The sequence below is a fragment of the Companilactobacillus kimchii DSM 13961 = JCM 10707 genome (genome assembly GCF_001435445.1).
GTDB lineage: Bacteria > Bacillota > Bacilli > Lactobacillales > Lactobacillaceae > Companilactobacillus > Companilactobacillus kimchii.
Window position 1 is genome coordinate 44204 of the sequence record NZ_AZDH01000004.1, and the last position, 22308, is coordinate 66511.

Genomic DNA, 22308 nt, shown 5'->3' on the forward strand with positions numbered 1-22308 from the left:
ACAATGAAAAAAGTATTCGTTATTGCTCATACTCATTGGGACTTCGAATGGTATTTCACCAGACAAGATGCTCGAATTCAATTCATATATCACATGGATGAAGTACTTCGAGCCTTGAAAAATAATGTTATTGATTACTATCTATTAGATGGACAGATGTCTATTATCGATGATTATTTGGAAAGTGTACCAGAGAATGCCCCAGAATTAAGAAAGTTTATAAAATCCGGTCGTCTATTTGTAGGTCCTTGGTACACTCAAGTCGATGAAATGGTTACGTCTGGAGAATCGATGGTCCGTAATTTACAACAAGGAATCAAACTTTCATCTGAACTAGGTAGAAGTGTTCCTATTGGATATTTGCCTGATTCATTTGGTCAAAATCACGATATACCAAAAATTTATAATGGGTTTGGCATTAAGAATGCTGTTTTCTGGAGAGGAATGCCTAAAGAAAAATCGGCTAGATACTTCTATTGGACAAGTGATGATAATTCAAAGGTTCTAGTTGCCAATCTAAGAAATGGATATCCTGTTGGCGTTGATTTAATGGAATCTCCAAATTATTCTGACTTGTTACATAAAATTAGTACAGATACTAATGTCAATAATTTAGTGCTTCCTGTAGGTGGCGATCAAAGACCTGTTGATTTTAATTTAAAGCAAAGAATAAAGGAAGCTAACGCTTCACAAAATGAATTTAAATTAGTAGAAGGAACATACCCTGAGTACTTTAAAGAACTTGCTAAGGAGAAGGAGTTACCTACTTATTCTGGTGAGTTTGTAGATCCTAGTACCTCTAAGATACATAGAGGAATTTATTCTTCTAGAGCTGACCTTAAGATGTTATATGACAGATTAGAAAGATTAATGACATATGAAGTAGAACCGTTAATGGCCATGGCCCAGTATCATGGAATTGAAACGAAACCAGGAATAATTTCTCAAATTTGGAAGACCATTTTTAGAGGTCAAGCTCACGATTCTGCAGGAGGATGCAATAGTGATGAAACTAATCGTGACATTTATCATAGAGGAGAAGTCGCTTTACAACTAGGATTGTCATTGAAGGGCTATCTTCTTCGCAAATTGAGTAGCAATGTTACCGATAAGATGGATTTGTTCTTCTGGAATCCTACCGTTTCGCCTATTACAAAAGTTCATAGAACATATGTTATTACCCAAAGTCCTGATTTCAAACTTGTTAATGAAAAAGGGGACAAAGTAGAATATCAAGTTATTAAACAGGATAAGATTAATAGAGCAGTATTGCGTCATAATGAAAAAGAAATGGTACCAGATTATTATTACAAGACAACAATTGCTGTAGTGCTAACCATTCAGCCTACTGATTGGACTGGAATCTTAATAAAAGAGAATGTTGTTGATAAAAATATTGTATCTAAAGATTCAGATGTAATTGAAAACGAGTATTATCTAATTTCAATGAATCATTCTGGTCTTACATTGACTGATAAGAATAGCGGAAAAGTTTATCATGATTTTCTTACTATTGAAGATGGTGGAGATGAAGGAGACACGTACGATTATTCACCTGCATACAAGGATTGGATTCTGTCATTGAATTTCAATGATTCTGAGACTAAAGGAATTAAAGGTGAACTCTACAATTCACTTTCCATTAAGGGAGATTGGTCATTACCAGCGGATTTAGAAGAAAGAAGTAAGAAACAAAAGAGTAAGAAGTTAAAATATAATTTACAACTTACTTTGGAGAAAAATACCCCAGTAGTTGGTGTGACATTAAATCTGGCCAATAATGTTTTAGATCATCGATTAAGAATGGTGATTAATACTGATATAAATGCTAAGAATAGCTATTCAGATACACCATTTGGAACAATTGAACGTCCGGTGATTGATCCACATTTGAAAGATTGGAAGGATATTGGCTATCATGAGGAGCCAACCTCAATTAGACCATTTCTTCATTTTACTAACATACATAATTCTGAATCGAGTGTTTCATTTATTGGATTGGGAGAAAAGGATTTTCAAGTTATTGGTGATTCGTTCAGTAGCCTTGCTGTGACATTATTTAGAGGAGTTGGATTCTTAGGTAGACCTGATCTGTTAAGAAGACCAAGTGATGCATCTGGTCTGCAAACTAAATATGTTCCGACACCTGATAGTCAACTTCAAGGAGATATGACATTCAAAGGCGGAATCATTGTTGATAAGGAATTTGATCCTTCCAAACTACAAAGAGAACATAACTTATTAAGTGTCGATGATTTGTTCTACCAAAATCAGGATATAGACAAGTTTACGATGCGTGTTCAATATTTCAGAATTAATAAGAATATTGAAACGTTAAATCATAAATCATTGGTTAATGTAAAAGCTGATGATTTGGTAGAAAGTTCATTTACATCAACAACAGATGGGACAGGCCTAGTTGTAAGATTATATAATCCATTTAAAAACACGCTTAAAAATCCCGGTAGTATCTCATTGTATGACAACTGCAACATCAAAATTTTAGACCTCAATAATCAAGTGATCGAAAATGGCGTTGATAACGTCAAAGAATATGAATTATCATCATTTGGTCCAGGTGAAATAAGAACTTTTGGAATATATCCAATTGAATAAAAAAACTAAAACACTCTATTAATATAGGGTGTTTTAGTTAGTTATGGAGAATAATTATGAGGGAAAAAGTAAAAGGTAATGTGCTTGAATCAGCAATTGCTAGTCTTAATCAATATTCATCTAATCATGAATTAAACAATACTAGAAACACAAGATTGTTTAGAAATCTATTAACCGATGTTTTAACCAAAGCAACGAAGTATGAAGACGATGGATCATATTTTGTAAAAACGGGGGATATTCCTGCTATGTGGTTAAGGGATGCTACATTTCAAGTTCTTCCATATGTATCATTAATCAATGAAATACCAGATTTATATGATTTATTAACAGGAGTATTAAAGAGAGAATTACGTTTTGTAAAAATGGATCCTTATGCAAATGCGTTTAATCAAACTTCGTCGGGAGCACATTGGAGTGATGATGATTCGAATATTCCTGTTTCAGATCACGTTTGGGAAAGAAAATTTGAAATTGATTCGTTATGCGCACCATTATTTTTAGCAAATAATTTATATGAAAAAACAGGAAATACTGATATTTTTGATGAAGAATTTTGGAATACTCTTTCAATAATTATAGATGTATTCAAAACTGAGCAGCATCATGATACTTCACCATACTATTTCAAACGCAAGGATTGTCCTTCAAATGATACTTTATCAAATGATGGAAAAGGAACACCAGTCAAGTACACAGGTATGATTTGGGATGGATTTAGACCAAGTGATAATGCATGTGTTTATGGTTATCATATTCCTTCTAATATGTTTGTTGTTTCTGTTTTAACGCCATTACTGGATAAGGTTCCCGAAAGATTTGCAACCTTAAAGAATGAAATATTAACTTTATTGAATGAAATTAAATCAGGAATCAATCGTTATGCAATTGTACAATTATCAAATGATACGTCTGGATATGCTTATGAGGTCGATGGAATGGGGAACTATAAGTTAATGGATGATGCGAATGTACCGAGTCTTTTGTCGCTTCCGTTTATTAAGTATTGTTCAAAAGATGACCCGCTATATGAAAATACGCGTGAATTCGTTCTAAGCTCGAAAAATCCTTATTATTATTCAGGAACAGTGTTGCAAGGAATTGGAAGTAACCATACACCAGCTAATTATGTTTGGCCGATTAGTATCGCTATGGAAGGTTTGACTTTAGATAATTTAGATAAAAAAGCTCAACAACTTGACGTTATTTCGGAAACAAATAATGAAACGTCTCAATGCCATGAAAGTATTGATATGAATGATCAAAGCAAGTATACAAGAGAGTGGTTTTCTTGGTCGAATATGACATATTGTCAGTTAGCATTAGATTTCATTAATGAAAATGCAGGGAGGTAGCGCTCTTGTTTCCTTATCAGAATAAAGATCTAACTATTAGAGAACGGGTCAATGATCTGATTTCTAGAATGACATTACAGGAAAAAATTGGACAAGTTAATCAACATCTTTATGGATGGCAATCATATTATAAGGATTCATCAGGTATTAATTTAACTAATAAATTCAAAAATCATGTCAATTGGGGACAAGGATTAGGTGCTCTTTATGGATTGTTTAGAGCTGATCCATGGTCTAAAAAGAATTATGATAATGGTATTCGTGCTAATGAAAGCGCACATTTAGCAAATATGATTCAGTCATATGTTATTAGTAAATCTCGTTTAGGAATACCAACTTTAATTGTCGAAGAAATGCCTCATGGACATCAGGCATTGGATTCCGTAACATATCCAACCAATATTGGTAAAGGAAATACATTCGATCCAGAGCTTCTACAGAAGTCGGCTGAATTACAGGCTGAAGAGCTTCAACTTAAAGGTGGAAACTTGGCACTTGTAAGTTCTCTGGATTTATTGAAGGATCCTAGATGGGGGAGGTCGGAAGAGACCTTTGGTGAGAGTCCATACTTAACGGGATCCTACACGAAGGCAATAATTGATGGCTTTCAAGGTGACCTCATTAGTGATACTAATTTTTTAGATGAGAAGGTATCAAAAAATGCTCGTAAACATGTTGGGGTTGTAATTAAACATCTTATTGGTCAAGGTGAAGCATTAGGTGGGCATAATTCCGGTACGGTTCCAATGGGACAAAGGGAATTCTTGGAAGTGTATGGTCCACTTATTCCTAGTCTCAAGAAAGCTGTCGGAGTGATGGCCGCATATAATGATATTGATGGGGTACCTTGTCATGCAAATCGTAATTTGTTAGATAATTTATTACGTAAGAAAGATGGTTTTCAGGGAATTGTCATGGCTGACGGTACTGCTTTGGACCGATTAGTGGATCTTTATAGCAATTATAGTGAGTCAGTATTTGCCGCATTAAATGCTGGAGTTGATTTGAGCCTTTGGGACGACGTATATATGCACATCGGGGATGCAATAGAAAAATATCCTCAATTATTACTAGATTTAAATAATTCAGTAAAACGTGTGCTTTCAATAAAATTTCTGTTGGGACTTTTTGATGATCCGTACGTTGATGAGGATGATACAAATATAGAAGAAGTAATACATGAAAGTAATGATTTAAATTTAGAACTTTCATCTGAAAGTATAACTTTAGTTAAAAATGGAGTACCATCAGATAAAAGTTCCAGCATACTGCCACTTAAAAAGGGAACCAAACTTGCTGTAATTGGTCCACATGTAAAAAATATTTATCATTGGTTAGGTGACTACACTGCACCTCAATTAAATAGTCAATACATTTCATTCATCGGTTCCTTGAGAGAATATACCTCAGATATTACATATGCTAAAGGAAGCAATATTAGAGAAGTTGCTCAAGATAAAAAATTGATTAATGATGCAGTAAATATTTCCAGTAATGCTGATGCCGTGGTACTAACGATGGGTGGTTCATCGATGAGAAACTTTGATATGAGTTTTTTAAATAATGGTGCTATGAGCGATGAAAGTATTTTGAAAAACACAGATACTGGAGAAAATGTAGATGTTGCAAGTCTTAGTCTTGGAGGTAATCAAATTGATTTATTAAAAGCCTTAAAGAAGACTGGAAAACCGATCATTGTAGTTATGATTCAGGGGCGTCCTTATGATATTACTGAGATAATGCAATTAGCGGATGCTGTATTATTAGCGTGGTATCCTGGACAGCAAGGTCCTAAAGCAGTGTCGAATATTTTATTTGGAAAAACGAATCCAAACGGGAAATTGCCAATCAGTTATCCTAGAAATGCAGAACAATTACCTGTTTACTATTATCAGAGACGAGTTTTAAAAAATGAGAATTATTTTGATGAAACCGGATCTCCTCTTTTGAGATTTGGTTATGGACTTAGTTATGCATTTTTTGATTATAAAAATTTAAAAGTAAATTATAAAGATAATATTGCTCGTGTATCCGTGGATGTAAAAAATATCTCTAATCAGGATGGTAAGGAAACAATATTATTATTTTCAAGCTTCTTTGGAACCGATGTACTTCCACGGCAAAAGCAATTAATGGACTATAAGAAGGTTTTTTTAGAACCCAATCAAATAAAAACAATCCATTTTAAGATAGAGAGCGATAGATTGTTGTACGTAGATAAAGATATGCAACGCAAAAAGCCGAAAAAAGTTAAGCTATCAGTAAAGGAATTAAGTGGATTAATTGAACTATAACAAATTTGATTTTTTTATTGATGAAAGTGGTATTATGATTGAATTATCGATGTATTAAAATTTTAGGTAAAACAAAAAAGAAACGAATAAATAATCGTTTCTTTTTTTTTTTTTCAACGTTGTTATTTAACTAAATATCGTAACCAAACAGCACCGTCTTCATACGTTTGAGCACTCTGTAATTTTAATGGCATTGGTTTACGATCCTGAAGACGACCATCAAAGACAGCAGGCATACCTTGGCGTCCGTCAACTCCGGGTCCAATCAGTAGACTGATTTCATCAGTTAGACCAGTGTCTAAAAATGATCCATCAATATGTCCACCACCAACAATTCCCATTCTTTCGACATTAAATTGTTCTGCCAAAATCTCAACAGCTCTAGCTAAATCAATTTGGTTTTTTCCGGTAGCAATCCAAGAAATTTGTTTAGAATCTAGGTAATCTAAATAGTCCTTTTTTACTTGTTCACTAGTAATAATGATGTGTGGCTTACTGTAGTTATAGTCTTCGTCCCAGAGTAGAACTCCTTTGGTATCGACGATTACTTCATATCCAGCAGCGTCGTTATTTTTATTGAAGGATTCTTTATTAAGGGATTCGTTAGTTTTTGATTCGAATTCACCAGTCTGTGCCAATTCTAATTGGGCGGTAACACGACCACTTAAAGTAGTGGGAGCTTCGATAGCTTTGAGAGTTGAGTAGTATTCTTGTGTTCCTTGAAGTTGGGCAGTCATATCACAATCGATGCGACCGTCAACTGATGTCATCATATGACAGATAATATAGGGCTTAGTCATGTTTATTCTCCTCGTAAATTAGTTGATAAATTAACCTTATTACTTAAAGTCGACTTGAGGTCAAGCTTAAATTGCAATTTGACAACAATATCGGGCTGATATATATTAAAAAAGTTGATTTTATATCAGACTGATATATTGAAGGAAGTAAAATAATGTATGACTTGTTTGTCTTAGGACAGCTTATGGATGAGTCGATGAGTGGTTATTTGATGCGGCAGATTTTGCAGCAGATCGTTGGTCGACAAAGAAAAATTAGTTTTGGCATGATTTACCCATTGTTTAAACGATTGAATGAGGCTGGTTATATTACTCTGGATGACCAAGCTGATGTGGGGAAACGTTCGAAAAAGGTGGCAACGATTACTGATCGTGGTCGGACTCGTTTTAAGGAATTAATGATGCAAAAGGTACCTTTGAATCCTAATGTGGAATTTACTTATAGTGTTAAATTTCGTAATTTTCATCAAATAGAACCTGAATTGCGTCGAGAAATTTTAAATGAATATAAGAATTATTTGTTGGAGAATCAAAAATCATTATCTCAGCAAATAGTTGATATGAAAGAGACACCTATCTCAGCTCCTGATTTAAGGAATGCTCAATGGGTGATTTCATTAAAACAAGTACAGATGAAGGCCGCTTTACAATGGGTTGATTCGTCATTGAAGAAATTTGCAGAATAGGGAGATATTAGTTTGGAAGAGACGGAGACTTTGTCAAAAAAGACCATCTTATTGATGGCAGTGGTGACTGGGGTTATTGTTGCCAATTTGAATTTTATTCAACCGATTGAAAACTTGATTGCGACTGATTTCAATATTTCTAAGTCGGTTGTAGGGATGTTAGCCATGATCACTCAATTGGGCTATGCTTTTGGATTGCTACTGATCGTTCCATTGGGGGATATTTTCGACCGCTATCATTTGATTCAATTCATGATGATATTATCGATTATTTCGTTATTATTAGCTTTTTGGGCACCAAATGCGGCTATATTTGCCGTAGCAACAGCTTTGATAGGAATAACCTCTGTAGCACCGCAAATTATTATTCCATACGCTGGATATTTAGCTCCGGTTTTGCAACGTGGTAAAGTTTTGGGTATCGTGTTGAGTGGTTTATTGACAGGTATCTTATTATCACGTTCATTTAGTGGTTTGTTAGGTAGTATTATGCCTTGGCAATATATTTATTTGATTGCAGCTGGAGTAGATTTGATCTTTCTATTAATAGTGCATCTTTTCATGCCTCATGATAAACGAGGACATCGTGATTTAAAGTATTTTACCGTAATCAAAACTTTGCCTAAGCTTTTCGTTGAACAAAAGGAGTTGCGTGGTTCGGCTATTAATGGTTTTTGCATGTTTGGTATGTCTAATGTTTTATGGTCTACATTGGCCTTTTATTTAGCAGCTCAATATCATTTAGGCAGTAGTGTTGCCGGATTGCTAGGTCTACTGGGGATTGCCGGTATTCTGGTAGCACCTTGGGTCGGTAATTTGGTAGATCAAAAGTCTCCTAAATTAACGATTGGTCTAAGTATGATTTTATCTGGTCTAGCTTTCGTAGTTTTTTGGTTAGGTGGATTCTGGATGATTGGTTTAATAGTTGGTATTGTATTGCTCGATTTGGGAACACAGTTCAGTCAGGTTTCTAATCAAGCAATTGTACAATCATTGAATCGTCAACAAAGTAGTCGTAACAATTCAATTTTTATGTTTAGCTATTTCTTAGGTGGTTCAATTGGTACTTTGGCGGCAACTTGGGCTTGGAGTCGTATCGGTTGGATAGGTGTTTGTCTAGTTGCCTTAGCTTTCTTAGTTATTGCTGTTATTGATCATTTCGTTATTGGTGAACCTGAAAAATTGAATACCGAAGAAGAATAATTAATCAATTTACAAGAAAAAATAAGTCTAGTGTAGTTATCATTTTTGGTGGTTGCTATGCTGGACTTTTTTAGATGGGAAAAACCATGTTCTATTTCAAGTTGGTTTCTTTTGACTTTTTGTCGATAAATAATTATTGTTTTTGTTGTTAATTGATTTTTCATTTTGGGATAATTTTGTGTTTTGTTTTAGAATAACTATGGTTCTATATTTTATAGTGGAAATGAGCTACGCAAGGGCAACCTCTTCCGGTTTGCTACAGTACTGAAATTGCATACAAAGAACGTATGCGATTCCAGTACTTAGGCAAAACCTCGGAGGCTGAACGCCCTTGCTCCGCTCTCTGAGGTTGTTGTTATGGGAAAATTTGCTTTATTGATTGTATTATTTGCGGCTTTGATCACGCCACTTATTACGGCTAGGTTCCATTTGCAACGGATGCCTACGGCTATTTCGGAAATTATTATGGGGATTATTATTGGAAAAACTGGTCTCAATATCGTTCATCCAGATGTTAGTGTTCAATATATTGCTAATTTGGGTGTAATCATGTTGATCTTTTTAGGTGGGATGGAGATTGATTTTTCTCTATTGGAGCCTAAGAAGGATAAGTCAGTTTATTCACCTTTGGGGAATTCTTTTGCTGGATTCATATCGATCTTTATTATGTCAATGATCTTGAGTGGTATTTTATATGTTACTGGAATTTTTAGTGAATTTATCTTAGCAGTTATTCTGTTCAGTACGATTGCTTTAGGTGTCATTATTTCACTTTTAAAAGAAGCTGGATTGTTGAATACTAACTATGGTCAGACCATTCTTTTAACATCGGCTTTTGGAGAATTCATTCCGTTGGTAGCTTTGACGATTTACTCAGCTGTTAAGCAACAACACTACATTTCAGTGTTGGGATTGCCGGTTATCTTTATTATTGCAATTGTTCTATTGCATCGTTTCAATCGAATTTACGTCTTCTTCGATAAAATTGATAAGTCGACGACACAATTGGATATTCGTTTAGCCTTCTTCTTGATTTTTACTCTAGTTACTTTTGCTGAACAAATCGGTGCGGAAAGTATCTTGGGTTCTTTCTTAGCCGGTGCTGTAATGAAGCTGCTGAAACCTAAACCTGATACTGAAGAGAAGTTGAGTTCAATGGGATATGGTTTCTTTATTCCAGTTTTCTTCATTACTACAGGGGTAAATCTAAATTTGAGAACACTATTTACTAACAAGCAGGCACTATTATTGATTCCAGTATTTTTAGTAGCATTCATCGTATCAAAGGCAATTGTCTACTTTGTCTTTCGTAATCGCTTTGGCAAACGTTATGCCAGTGCCGCTGCGATTGTTACGTCTACAACGATCACTTTAGTTTTGCCTATTCTACAAGTTGGACGTAATTTGAAATTGATTACTACCGCTCAGTCAGGAGCAATCACGTTGGCGGCCATTATTACTTGTTTGGTCTGTCCAATCGTCTTCAATAAGATTCTTAGTTCAGAAGACGAATCTATAGAGTAAGAGGGAATTTCTAGTGACTAAAGATAGATTATTAGCATTTAGCGATGGCGTCTTTGCCATTTTGATTACTATTTTAGTTTTGGAATTTACAGTTCCAAGTTTTAAATCTGGTCACTTATTGGTGGCTATGTTTCATCAATGGCCGATTCTGATAGCCTATGTGGTTTCATATTTTTATGTCGGTACATTGTGGTTATTTCATCACGATTATTTCAATGCACTCAAAGCCATCAATCGTAATTTGAATTTGATCAATCTTTTAATGCTGTTTACAATTACTCTGATTAATTATCCAATGGCATTAGTAGCTGACACATTAAGCCGAGGAAATTTGAACGACATCAGAGTGGCTTTTATTACTTATGACTTAGTGGCGCTGATTATTTCGTTTATGTTTTATATTTTGTACTCATATATTGGCAAACATCATGAACTCAAGTCGAATCGAATGGAGAACAGTGCTTTTGCTAAGAATAAATATGATCCTTTAGTCAGCGTTAGTCTTTACATCCTAGCCATTATCAGTTCATTGTTTTCCGTTCCATTAGGGGCATTTTTCTTGTTGGCAGGAATTGGATTTCACTTTATAGCCTATCTACGATTAAGTAATGTCTTAGGGCATAGATAAGTTTAGAATCCTTCTTCATAATCAGATAGAAGTTTTAAATTAAGAGGACAGTTTTCATCAGGTGTTCAAGGTGTACTTGAACTTCTTGGTAGGGACTGTTCTTATTTATTATCTGGGACAATTGGACTTGTTGTGGAAAGCAACGTTCAACACTAATTCTAATCAAATTACACACTATTTTTTATAATATTTTAGTCACTAATATTAAATAAATTATTTCATTAATATTAAAAGAAAAATTGATATTTTCGGAACAAATTCCAGCAAAATTTACAAATGTAGGTTAAACTGATCCTGTTGAACAAATACAAGTAAAAAGGATGGGATTTTTAATGAAGAAGAAGTATGAAGCAAGTACTGCTGAGAATCATGTAGATATTCTAAATATTGCTGGTCTAGAAGCTCGTGTGAAGGATCATATGAGTAATGAAAAAGGTGCCTTTGGTTATATCAGTGGTGGTTCTGAAGACGAGTGGACTAAGAAGCAAAATACTGAATCCTTTAATAAGAGAAAGATTGAACCACGTGTACTCCAAGGTATCGATCATGCAGATCTAAGTACTAAATTATGGGATATTGATTTGAAGACCCCTATTATTCAAGCACCTTCAGCTGCTCAAGGTTTAGCACACGCTAAAGGTGAAACTGATACAGCTAAAGGTGTAGCTGCCGCTGGTTCTATCTTCTCAATCAGCACTTATGCAAGTACTTCAATTGAGGATGCCGCAGCTGCTGCTCCTGATGCTCCACAGTTTTTCCAATTATATATGAGTAAAGATGATAACTTTAATGAATTTCTAATCAAAAAAGCCGTTGCCGCCGGTGCTAAGGCAATTGTCTTAACTGTTGATTCCACTTTAGGTGGTTATCGTGAAGCTGATGTTGCTAACAAGTTCCAATTTCCACTTCCAATGCCTAACTTGGCTGGATATTCAGCTGGTGATGGTGAAGGAAAGGGTATCTCTGAAATTTATGCTTCAGCTAAACAAGGAATCGTACCTACAGATATTCAAAAGATCAAGAATATGTCTGGCTTACCAGTTATCGTTAAGGGTATCCAATCACCGGACGACGCTGAATTGGCTATCGAGTTTGGTGCTGATGGTATTTGGGTATCTAACCATGGTGGCCGTCAACTAGATGGTGGTCCAGCCTCATTTGAAGTTTTGCCAGACATTGCTGATGCAGTTGATCAACGTGTACCAGTTATCTTTGATAGTGGTGTTCGTCGTGGTGAACATGTCTTCAAGGCCTTGGCTAGTGGTGCTGACTTAGTTGCTATCGGTCGTCCAATTATTTATGGATTGAACCTCGGTGGTGCTCAAGGTGTAACAGATGTAATTGAGCATTTGAATATGGAATTGTCCATTACTATGCAATTGGCTGGTACAAAGACAATCAATGATGTTAAAAACACTGAATTACTTTGGTAATAATAGTTTAATTTGATTTTAAATAGCGGTATTCTTATTTAATTATGAGAATATCGCTATTTTTTGTAATAAAATTAAAAAAATAGTCAGAAAACGTTTTCTAAGTTGCCTTAAAGTTAACTTTAGGGTGTAAGGTATTAATAATGTATTTTTTAGATTGTAGGTGAGATAACATGGGGATTTTTTCACGATTAAAATGGTTTTTCAAAAGCCAATGGAAACAATATTTAATCGGAGTTATAGCTTTAATAATTGTCGCAATTGTAAATGTTATTCCTCCCAAAATTATCGGGAATGTCGTTGATGCTGTTAGTAAACGTAACGTCACGGGTAATTTCCTATTAGTAAGTATGTTGATCTTTTTAGGGACAGCGATTGCACAATATCTTTTAAGATTTTTATGGCGAAAAATGATATTTGGTAGTTCGTTCGTTTTAGAGAGGGATCTTAGAAGTAGACTCTATCGACAATTTATGAAGATGGATGCCACTTTTTATAAAAAATGGCGTACTGGTGATTTAATGGCACACGCTACCAATGATATTGATGCGGTGCGTGATGTTGCGGGGCCAGGTATTTTAACTTTAGCTGACTCCATAATTACCGGAACTTCTACTATTCTGGCCATGGGATTATTTATTGGCTGGAAATTAACGGTTCTGGCGGTATTGCCACTTATTCTTTTAGGATTCATGGCTAATATTTTAGGGGGTAAAGTTCATGATGCCTTTTCCAAATCACAAGCGGAGTTCTCTAGTATCAATAATAAAACACAAGAAAGTATTGTCGGTATTAAAGTTTTAAAGGCTCTTGGTCAGGAACGTGAAGATGAGGCTGATTTCAACAATTATGTTGATGATAATATCAGGGCCAATCGGCGCTCCTATCGTTTGGATGCTCTATTTGATCCATTGACGACATTGATCATGGGTATCTCATATGTAATTACAATTATTTTCGGTGGTTTGTCAGTATTGAACAAGCAGATCACAATTGGTCAGTTAGTTTCGTTCATTACATATATGACTCAGTTAACATGGCCAATGTACGCTGTTGGTAGTTTGTTCAATGTCTTGGAACGTGGTTCAGCTAGTTATGATCGTATTAGTGACTTATTGGGTGAAAAGTCTTCGTTGATTCGTCCTAAACATGCAATTGAAACAATTACAGATTGTAATTTGAGTTTTAATGTTCATTCATTCCATTATCCAGACGATGATAGTGCTACAGCTTTACACGATGTTCATTTTGAATTAAAAGAAGGCCAAACGTTGGGTATTGTAGGTCCAACTGGTGGTGGTAAATCAACCATTATCAGTCTTTTGATGCGTGACTTTGATCATTATGATGGCTCAATCAAGATGGGTGAAAATGATATTCGTAAGTATGATATCGATAATTATTTAAACACGATTGGTTATGTACCACAGACTAATTTCTTATTCTCAACTGATATTAGAGATAATGTTCGTTTTGCCAATATGGAAGCTAATCAGGCACAAGTTGAAGATGCTAGTCGAGTAGCTGATCTTGATGCTGATATCGAAAAGATGCCCAATGGCTACGATACAGAGGTCGGTGAATTAGGAGTGTCATTGTCTGGCGGACAGAAGCAACGTTTAGCAATTGCTAGAGCTATTTTGAGTGATCCTAAATTGTTGATTCTGGATGATTCTTTGTCTGCAGTCGATTTTAAAACTGAACGTAATATTGAACAAAGAATTGCTCATAATCGTAAGAATGCGACAACTATTATTGCCGCCAGTCGTTTAAGTTCTGTTGAGGCAGCTGACCAGATATTGGTTATGGATCACGGAACTATTCTTGAAAAAGGTACTCATCAAGAGTTATTGGCTCAAAAGGGTTGGTATTATGATACCTTCCACTTGCAAGAAAAGACAGCCGAGTTAGAGGGGAGGCTGAATGATGAAAAATAATGAACAAGAGAATATCTTAAAGACTGTGCAATCATTGTCGCACAAAGATCGAAATAAGATTCTGAAGTGGCTTTTTCAATTTGCCTGGGAATTTAAAATGCAGTTTGGAATTGCTATTGGTTTTGCTATCGTTTTGAGTGTCATTAATATTATGCTACCTAGAATGTTGCAGTACTATATGGATCATTATTTGACTAACCAGAGTACTGGTGTGCAATTGATTATTGGTTTTGCAATTCTGTATGCAATTGGAACTATTATTCAGGCTATTGTGCAATTCATTCAGAATTTCTTCTTCTCAATGGGCGCTGAACGAACTTTGGAGAGAATTAGAAGCCAATTATTTCATAAGTTACATACTTTAGGCCTGAAGTATTTCGATGTTACGCCGGCCGGTTCAATCGTGTCACGTGTAACTAATGATACTAAAACTTTATACAACTTTTGGACTTTGTTTTTGATGATCATCATTGCGTTATTCTCAATGATATCCTCATTTATCGCTATGGCATCAGTTAGTGTACCTTTGGCCATTTTTACGGCTCTGTTCGTAGTACTTTTGTATTTGGTCGTTTGGGTTTATCAACATATTAGTTCGAAAATTTATCAACGTTTACGTGAGTATTTGAGCCAAATCAATACTAAACTGAATGAATCTTTAATGGGTATCAGTGTTATCCAACAATTTGGTCAACAGGGACGTAAAACAGCTGAATTCGAAAATAAGAATAATGCCTATTATCAAATGCGTTCGCAAATGATTAATGTTAATTCATTTTTGCTGAATCCAATGATTAATTTGATGTTTACTTTGGCTGAATTAGTTGCGTTATTAGGCTTTGGAATGAAGAGTATGAATAGTTTGGTAGCAGCGGGTGTGATTTATGCCTTCTTGTCATACCAACAAAACTTCTTTAATCCGTTGTCTAATGTAATGAACTATATGTCCTTCTTCCAAGATGGTTTGGTTGCTGGTTATCGAATTATGCGAATGTTTAACAACGATTCTTATGCACCTAAGCAGAACGAGGACAGTAAGAAAAAAATTGTTGAAGGTAAAATTGAGTTCCGTCACGTTACTTTCGGTTATAATCCTGATGAACCCATTTTGAAGGATATTTCGTTTACTGTTGAACCGGGTGAGAATATTGCCTTTGTTGGTCACACTGGTAGTGGAAAGAGTTCAATCATCAATATCATGTTACGTTTCTATGAGTTTGGTGAAGGACAAATTTTAATTGACGATCATGACATTCGTGATTATTCTACTCAGGAATTACGTCGTCAATTAGGTTTAGTCATTCAGGAACCGTATTTGTTCTATGGTGATATTGCTAAAAACATCCGAATGTTCGATGACAAAATTACTGATGAACAAGTTGAACAAGCAGCTAAATTTGTTGATGCGGATGAGTTTATTGAGAAATTACCTGAAAAATACCATGCTCCAGTAACTGAACGTGGTGGAAGTTTCTCGACAGGTCAGCGACAATTAATCTCTTTTGCAAGAACAATTGTTAGAAATCCCAAAGTCTTAATTTTGGATGAAGCAACTGCTAATATCGATCCACAGACCGAACAGAGTATCACGAAGAGCTTGAAAAAAATGCGTGATGATCGGACGACTATTTCAATTGCACATAGATTATCGACGGTTCAAGATGCTGATCAGATACTGGTTTTGAGTGCAGGTAGAATTGTTGAACGTGGCACTCATGAAGAACTATTAGCTTTAGGTGGCAAGTATGCCGAACTGTATGCTCTACAGTCAGTAGAAAATAATTAGCCATAACAAAAATGTATAGTTAAGTATTTAAAATAAGTATTTAACATATTAGTACCGATGGATAATAATTATTATCGTTAGAAAAATTTTTACAAAAAGGTTTGGTAATTAAATGAAGAAGCAAATAAATGAAGGTTATTTTGATGGTGAACGTCCTTTATTCAAAGAACATGATGCTCAAATAACTGATACAACATTTGGTGAAGGTGAATCTCCACTTAAAGAAGCACGTAATATTGATTTAAACGATGTCGTTTTCAAATGGAAATATCCACTTTGGTATGCTAAGCATGTTAAGGTTGATGATTCTATTTTTGAAACAATGTCACGTTCAGGTATCTGGTATACCGATGATATCGAAATCAACGATTCAGCACTTCAAGCACCCAAGCTTTTCCGTCGTGCATCTGACATTAGATTGAACAATGTTCATTTTGCTGATGCTGAGGAAACAATGTGGACTTGTAAAGATATTAAGATGAAAGATGTTGAAGTAAACGGCAATTACTTTGGTAAAGACAGTGAAAATATATATGCTGAGAATTTAAATGTTGTTGGTAATTATGTTTTCGATGGTGCCAAGAATGTTGAAATTCACAATTCTAGTTTTGTATCAAAAGATGCTTTCTGGAATTGTGATAATGTTACAATTTATGATTCAAAAATTAGTGGTGAATATTTAGCTTGGAACACTAAGAATATTACTTTGATTAATTGTACAATTGAAAGTGATCAAGGCCTTTGTTATATCGATGGCTTAAAGATGGTTAACTGTAAATTGCTCAGAACTGATTTGGCCTTTGAATATTGTTCAAACATTGATGCTGAGATTACAACTGATGTTATGAGTATTAAGAATCCAATCAGTGGTTCAATTCAAGTTAAATCCGTTGATGAAATTATTTTTGATGATCCTGAAATTGATAAGACTAAGACCTCAATCAAAGTAGCTCAAAAAGTTTAAGGAGAGTGGCCTGATGGATTATGATTTTGAAACATTAAATAAAAAACGTGCTGGAAATTCAGCTAAGTGGGATGTCGGACAAAATGAATTGCCTATGACAATTGCCGATATGGATTTCAAGACAGCTCCAGAAATCATTCAAGCTCTGCAAGATAAGATTTCAATGGGATTATTTGGTTATGAGGAAATTCCTGATGAATATCGTAAAGCTGTAGCCGATTGGTATGAAACAGAACATCACGTACGTCCACATGAAGACTGGATGGTCTTTGCTACTGGAGTAGTACCTTCTATTTCTTCGGCAGTGCGTCGATTAACTTCGTTAGGTGATAATGTTTTAGTTCAAGCACCAGTTTACAATGTCTTTTACAATTCGATTGTGAATAATGGTCGTCATGTTGTTTCGAATGATTTAGTTTACGATCAAGCAAATCATCAATATTCGATTAATTTTGATGATTTGGAAAAGAAAATGAGTGATCCGCTGACTAATATGATGATCCTATGCAATCCTCACAATCCAGTAGGAAAGATTTGGACAGTTGATGAATTAACTAAGATCGCAGCCTTATCTTTAAAAGATGACGTTAAATTATTCAGTGATGAAATTCATGGGGATGTTACTTTTAACGAAAAAGGCTATAATCCTGTTTTCGGATTAGAAGAAAAATATCTTAAGAATGTTATTGTTGCTGTATCACCAAGTAAGACCTTTAATGTTGCCGCTTTACATGCTTCAACGGTAATTGTGCCAGATGCTAATTTAAGAGCTCAAGTGAGTCGCAGTTTGAATAGTGAGGAACTAGCAGAACCTAACTTAGTAGCCGTTCCTGGAACAATTGCGGCCTATACAAAGGGTCATGAGTGGTTACAACAATTGAAACAAAAAGTTTTGGAAAATAGAAAATTAGTTTTAGATTTCTTAGCTGAGAATGTCCCAGACATCAAATGGGTTCGAGGCGATGCCACATACTTACTTTGGTTCGATGTTTCTAAGATTACAGAAAACGTTGATGAATTGACTGATTTCATTCGTAAAGATACTGGTTTGATCGTTACACCCGGAGATGTCTATGGTGGAGATGGACAACACTTTATTCGTATGAATATTGCAAGTCCAACAGAAATGATCCAAGATGGTTTGAACCGTCTACAAAAAGGTATAAATGATTATAAATAGAAAATGAGAAAGGTTTTAACCGAGTTCTATTTATTATCTTTTTTCTAAATATTTAAAATGGCAGCATCTATTTGAAAACGTATAAATACGTTTATCTTAAATAGGTGCTGTTTTTGATTTCTGAATTATTTGAAATAAATAATATAGGACGACGGAATCTTACACTAAGTATAATCGTGAAATAATCAAGTTATGGTTATAACCACATAATTAAATGGTACGTTCCAATCGTTGACAACGGTTACAAAATATAATATATTAATTGGTGAATAAGTATAATATTTTAGTAATTGGTTGGTGATATAAATGTCAAAAGTATTAATTGTCAATTCAGGAAGTTCAACTTTTAAGTGGAAATTATTTAATTTACAAGATGAGAAATGTATCGCTGAAGGTATGGTCGATCGTTTAGGTAAAGAAGATTCCGTTTTTAAAATAAAATTTGATGGAAAAAAATTAAGCGAAAATAAATATGTGCCAACGCATGAATCTGCTGTGACGTTAACGTTGCATACTTTGCTTAGTATAAAAGCAATTAAAAGTTATGATGAGATTACACGAGTCGGCCACAGAGTTGTTGCCGGTGGCACTATTTTTAAAGATTCGGTTGTAGTTGATTCAAAGGTTATAAGTCAAATTAGTGAATTATCAGAATTAGCACCGTTGCATAATCCCAGTCAGGTTGCAGGTATTGAGGCATTTGAAAAATTATTACCAGATGCAATACAAGTCGCAGCGTTTGATACCTCATTCCATCAAACACTAACGCCAGCAAATTATTTGTATGGAGTTCCTTATGAATATTACGAAAAATATGGAGTTCGTAAATTTGGCGCACAAGGTATTAGCCACCGATATGTATCTACACAAGCCGCTGAGTTTTTAGGAAAACCAATAGATAAGCTTCGGATCATTTCCTGTCACTTGGGTAGCGGAGCTTCGATAGATGCTATTGAAAATGGAAAATCAATAGATACATCGATGGGCTTTACTCCAGAGTCAGGCTTAATGATGAGTTCACGTGCAGGGGATATTGATCCATCATTAGTGACATATCTTATGAAGAAATTAAATATTACTGATGCTGATAAGATGACTGACATTTTGAATAATGAATCTGGTTTATTAGGTATTTCGGGCATATCGGCCGACCTTCGAGATTTAATGGCAGTTAAAGATGAAAATCCTAGAGCTAAATTAGCTGTAGATATGTATATAAATCGGATTGTTAAGTATATCGGTTCATATATTTCTTTAATGGATGGTGTAGATGCCATTATCTTTACTGCGGGAACTGGTGAAAATAATCCGGATATTCGATCAATGATTATGGAACATTTCCGTTATATGGGTATTAAGCTAGATGATGATGCCAATAGAAATAGTAAAGGAACTCGTAAAATCAGTTCAGAAGACTCTCAAAGTGATGTATTAGTCATTCCAACTAATGAAGAGTTAATGATTTTAAGAGATGTTGTTCGTTTAACTGGTAACGAGAATGTTCACAATGATAAGTATCAAGAAACAGTAAGCACACTTTAATGGTAAACGGTTCTATTTATTATTTTCCTTCTGAATTTTAAAAAAATAACGGTATCCATTTAGAATAAGTGTATATAATTACACTTCTAAATGGATGCCGTTTTAGTTTCTGAAGAAGAAAATTAGTTTGATTGTAGTTATTATTTTTTAAAGAGCTTAGAAAAGATTATACAGTTTAAACTCATTTAGAATTAGTTCAATTTTTTTGTCCAGTGGTAATAGACCGTCAACAACCAAATCTGCATCACTACTAATATATTTGCTGTGGTTAACAAAGATTGGTCTAGCAAAATCTAAATACGTTTTAGCCCAATCACGTATCTGTTCACCATCATTGTTTGTGTAGTCACGTAGAATTTGACGAGCAAAGCAAACATCTAGGGGTGTTTTAACATAGATAACTTTGTCGATATAGGGTTTCAATGCGTCATGCTTATATCCAAAGGGAAAGTCGACTAGTATGAAATGATATTTATTGTAAACTTTAAGGAAATCATCCATTAATATACTGATATCATACTGGTTAACAGCTTCCTGAATTGATGTATCAATAGGCGGTGCAGAAGGTAAGGCATCTATACTGTAGTCGTCAAAGGAAATAACGGTACTATCAGGTAATTTATGATTTAGTTCCTGAATTAAGGTGGTTTTTCCACTAGCAGTGACGCCACTTATGACAATGACATAGCTTTTTAACATATTCTTCACTTCCTAAAAGTAATATAACTCTTCTATTGGGAAAATAAAAAGGCGTTCAAAATATGAACACCTTTTTAGATTAATTTGTTTGGGTTTGATTCAATTCTTGTTTAGGTTTATAAGTATCCGACAAGATTAAGGTATAGGAGTTAACGCCGAAGAAGGCGACAATCACCATTAAGCCAGTCATGAAGAAACCTAAGAACATGAAGCCTAATCCTAATACAAGGCCGAAGAGGGCAAAACACAACATTAAGATTTTTGAAACGTTGACGAGACTACGTTCACTTTTAAAGACATATTTGTAAATAATATCGATTTTTCTTGATTTATAGACAACATTTTCAACTTGATGAAGCTCAAGGATTATTCCATATGGTTCAAAACCATTTTTTATAATATCTTTATCAAAATCAGTCGGAACAACTTTTTTGTATCTACCACCGGTTATTTTTATTGTGGGATAAACTCCTTGAGACATAATCTTTTTAAGATGAGAATTTAGTGGATAGGAGCCGATCACAACAGTTTCAAAACCGGGAATACGGGCTAGGACATTAATTTTCTTATCAAATATATCTAAGCTGACAACGGCTGAGTCAAGATTAGCCAATTGATGAATCCGAAAAATGAATTTATTTTTTAGAATATTTTTATCTTTTTTACCTTCATATAAATCTTCGGGATTGATGGTTCTTACGTAATTAATATAGTTCTCAATAAAAGTTGTTGAATCCTCGTTTAAAGTTAATTTCTTATCAAATAAAATAGTCATGTTTCCCCCAAAAATTGTAGCGACTAGTGACAGTATAACAAAGATGTATGCGCTTTTGTGGGAATTTATGAAAACGTTTTAATTTATTTGATAATTTTTTTATTTAGCCAATTTATTAATAATTTACTTACAATATTTTGTTGTTCCTGATTACTAATGGAGGCTGCTTTATCGCCACTCTGTTTGCCATAGCTACCAAAGCCGGCGTGATTACCTCCTGAAATTTGTTCATAAAGTGTATTACTTGGTAGTAACTTTTTGGCCTTATTGTAGTTTTTCCATTTTAAAACTCCATCATTTGAAGCAGTAATTGATAAAACTGGGACCTTAGTTTTCCGTAAATCACCTTTTTTCTCAGGATAGCTGGCTAAGAAAAAGATTCCCTTTAAATTCTTAGGATTATTGTGAGCATAGCGACTAGCCATAGTTCCGCCTAATGAGTGACCTCCAATAACGTATCCATTATTTTTAGAAACTTGATTAGCCATGTTGGTTTTTAGAACAGCTAGGTCTAATGGAAATCTCACAATGTAAACTGAATATCCCGCTTGAGCAACTTTTTGGGCCCAGATACTGTAACTCTTGGGTTCTACTAAAGCGCCAGGATAGAAAATAACTTTAGGATTTTGGTCGTTTCCTGAAAATTTAGTTATATTGTTATCTGTGGTACTGACCTTACTAGCTGATATTGCCGCAGTCGAAGGTTGGTATTCCTTATTTTTGACGACAATAGTAGAAATTAGTATGATTGCGACGATGGCAATAATGATACCAATTAGCCACTTAAAGAATTTTTTCATGATCTTCCTCCTCAATATCTATATTCTACTTTACAATTTGGTCAAAGTTATGCTACATTTAAGAAAATTAATATATCTAAAGATAT

At 34.6% G+C, this 22308-nt stretch carries 17 protein-coding genes and 1 other annotated feature (1 of these 18 running past the window's edge); of the genes, 13 read left to right on the forward strand and 4 right to left on the reverse strand.

The genetic code is table 11. The annotated features are described in order from the left end of the window. Positions 1 to 3: 3 nt before the first annotated feature. From FC97_RS02495 to FC97_RS02505, 3 genes are read left to right on the forward strand one after another with little or no spacing between them, the layout of a single operon-like run. Entirely contained in the window at positions 4 to 2616 is a 2613-nt protein-coding gene (locus FC97_RS02495; protein WP_054643771.1) for a glycoside hydrolase family 38 N-terminal domain-containing protein, read from the forward strand. 56 nt (positions 2617 to 2672) lie between these two features. Further along, complete coding sequence (locus FC97_RS02500) at positions 2673 to 3971, forward strand: glycoside hydrolase family 125 protein (RefSeq protein ID WP_054643772.1); 1299 nt, start codon at positions 2673 to 2675, stop codon at positions 3969 to 3971. Between the two features lie 5 nt (positions 3972 to 3976). Next, positions 3977 to 6265, forward strand: a complete 2289-nt coding sequence (locus FC97_RS02505; RefSeq protein WP_056967735.1) for a glycoside hydrolase family 3 N-terminal domain-containing protein — start codon at positions 3977 to 3979, stop codon at positions 6263 to 6265. Positions 6266 to 6387: 122 nt separating this feature from the next. On the opposite strand, the gene FC97_RS02510 is transcribed toward FC97_RS02505, so the two are convergent. Beyond that, the gene (locus FC97_RS02510) at positions 6388 to 7065 is read right to left on the reverse strand and encodes a dihydrofolate reductase family protein (protein WP_056967737.1); all 678 of its coding nucleotides are present in this window, start codon (positions 7063 to 7065) and stop codon (positions 6388 to 6390) included. A gap of 155 nt (positions 7066 to 7220) precedes the next feature. Here FC97_RS02510 and FC97_RS02515 point away from each other — a divergent pair, with 155 nt between their 5' ends. From FC97_RS02515 to FC97_RS02560, 10 genes are all read left to right on the forward strand, one after another. Further along, on the forward strand, positions 7221 to 7751 hold the full coding sequence (locus FC97_RS02515; protein WP_054643773.1) for a PadR family transcriptional regulator: 531 nt from the start codon (positions 7221 to 7223) through the stop codon (positions 7749 to 7751). A gap of 54 nt (positions 7752 to 7805) precedes the next feature. Next, positions 7806 to 8954 (forward strand): MFS transporter, encoded by a 1149-nt coding sequence (locus FC97_RS02520; RefSeq protein ID WP_056967755.1) that lies wholly within the window; start codon positions 7806 to 7808, stop codon positions 8952 to 8954. 357 nt (positions 8955 to 9311) lie between these two features. After that, positions 9312 to 10478, forward strand: coding sequence for a cation:proton antiporter (locus FC97_RS02525; protein ID WP_056967739.1), 1167 nt, complete (start codon positions 9312 to 9314; stop codon positions 10476 to 10478). A 13-nt stretch (positions 10479 to 10491) separates the two neighbouring features. After that, positions 10492 to 11106 (forward strand): TMEM175 family protein, encoded by a 615-nt coding sequence (locus FC97_RS02530; protein WP_054643775.1) that lies wholly within the window; start codon positions 10492 to 10494, stop codon positions 11104 to 11106. Between the two features lie 332 nt (positions 11107 to 11438). Further along, a complete protein-coding gene (locus FC97_RS02535) occupies positions 11439 to 12539 on the forward strand; it encodes a lactate oxidase (protein WP_054643776.1) in 1101 nt (366 codons plus the stop codon). 173 nt (positions 12540 to 12712) lie between these two features. Continuing rightward, positions 12713 to 14476 carry an ABC transporter ATP-binding protein gene (locus FC97_RS02540; RefSeq protein ID WP_054643777.1) on the forward strand — a complete coding sequence of 588 codons (1764 nt, stop codon included), beginning with the start codon at positions 12713 to 12715 and terminating at the stop codon, positions 14474 to 14476. Beyond that, complete coding sequence (locus FC97_RS02545) at positions 14463 to 16262, forward strand: ABC transporter ATP-binding protein (RefSeq protein WP_371125787.1); 1800 nt, start codon at positions 14463 to 14465, stop codon at positions 16260 to 16262. Before FC97_RS02540 ends, FC97_RS02545 begins: the two co-directional genes overlap by 14 nt. A 112-nt stretch (positions 16263 to 16374) precedes the next feature. Next, positions 16375 to 17226, forward strand: coding sequence for a DUF3737 family protein (locus FC97_RS02550; RefSeq protein ID WP_054643778.1), 852 nt, complete (start codon positions 16375 to 16377; stop codon positions 17224 to 17226). Positions 17227 to 17239: 13 nt separating this feature from the next. Next, complete coding sequence (locus FC97_RS02555) at positions 17240 to 18406, forward strand: MalY/PatB family protein (RefSeq protein ID WP_056967744.1); 1167 nt, start codon at positions 17240 to 17242, stop codon at positions 18404 to 18406. A 306-nt stretch (positions 18407 to 18712) separates the two neighbouring features. Beyond that, positions 18713 to 19948: an acetate/propionate family kinase gene (locus FC97_RS02560; RefSeq protein WP_054643779.1), complete on the forward strand. Its 1236-nt coding sequence runs from the start codon at positions 18713 to 18715 to the stop codon at positions 19946 to 19948. A gap of 156 nt (positions 19949 to 20104) precedes the next feature. On the opposite strand, the gene FC97_RS02565 is transcribed toward FC97_RS02560, so the two are convergent. The 3 genes from FC97_RS02565 to FC97_RS02575 all read right to left on the reverse strand — a co-directional run bounded on the left by FC97_RS02565 (position 20105) and on the right by FC97_RS02575 (position 22222). Next, positions 20105 to 20647 (reverse strand): nucleoside/nucleotide kinase family protein, encoded by a 543-nt coding sequence (locus tag FC97_RS02565; RefSeq protein WP_054643780.1) that lies wholly within the window; start codon positions 20645 to 20647, stop codon positions 20105 to 20107. Between the two features lie 79 nt (positions 20648 to 20726). Next, positions 20727 to 21422 carry a hypothetical protein gene (locus tag FC97_RS02570; protein ID WP_054643781.1) on the reverse strand — a complete coding sequence of 232 codons (696 nt, stop codon included), beginning with the start codon at positions 21420 to 21422 and terminating at the stop codon, positions 20727 to 20729. An 83-nt stretch (positions 21423 to 21505) separates the two neighbouring features. Further along, on the reverse strand, positions 21506 to 22222 hold the full coding sequence (locus FC97_RS02575) for an alpha/beta hydrolase (protein WP_054643782.1): 717 nt from the start codon (positions 22220 to 22222) through the stop codon (positions 21506 to 21508). A gap of 75 nt (positions 22223 to 22297) precedes the next feature. Continuing rightward, positions 22298 to 22308, forward strand: a binding site (T-box leader) (it continues 223 nt past the right edge of the window).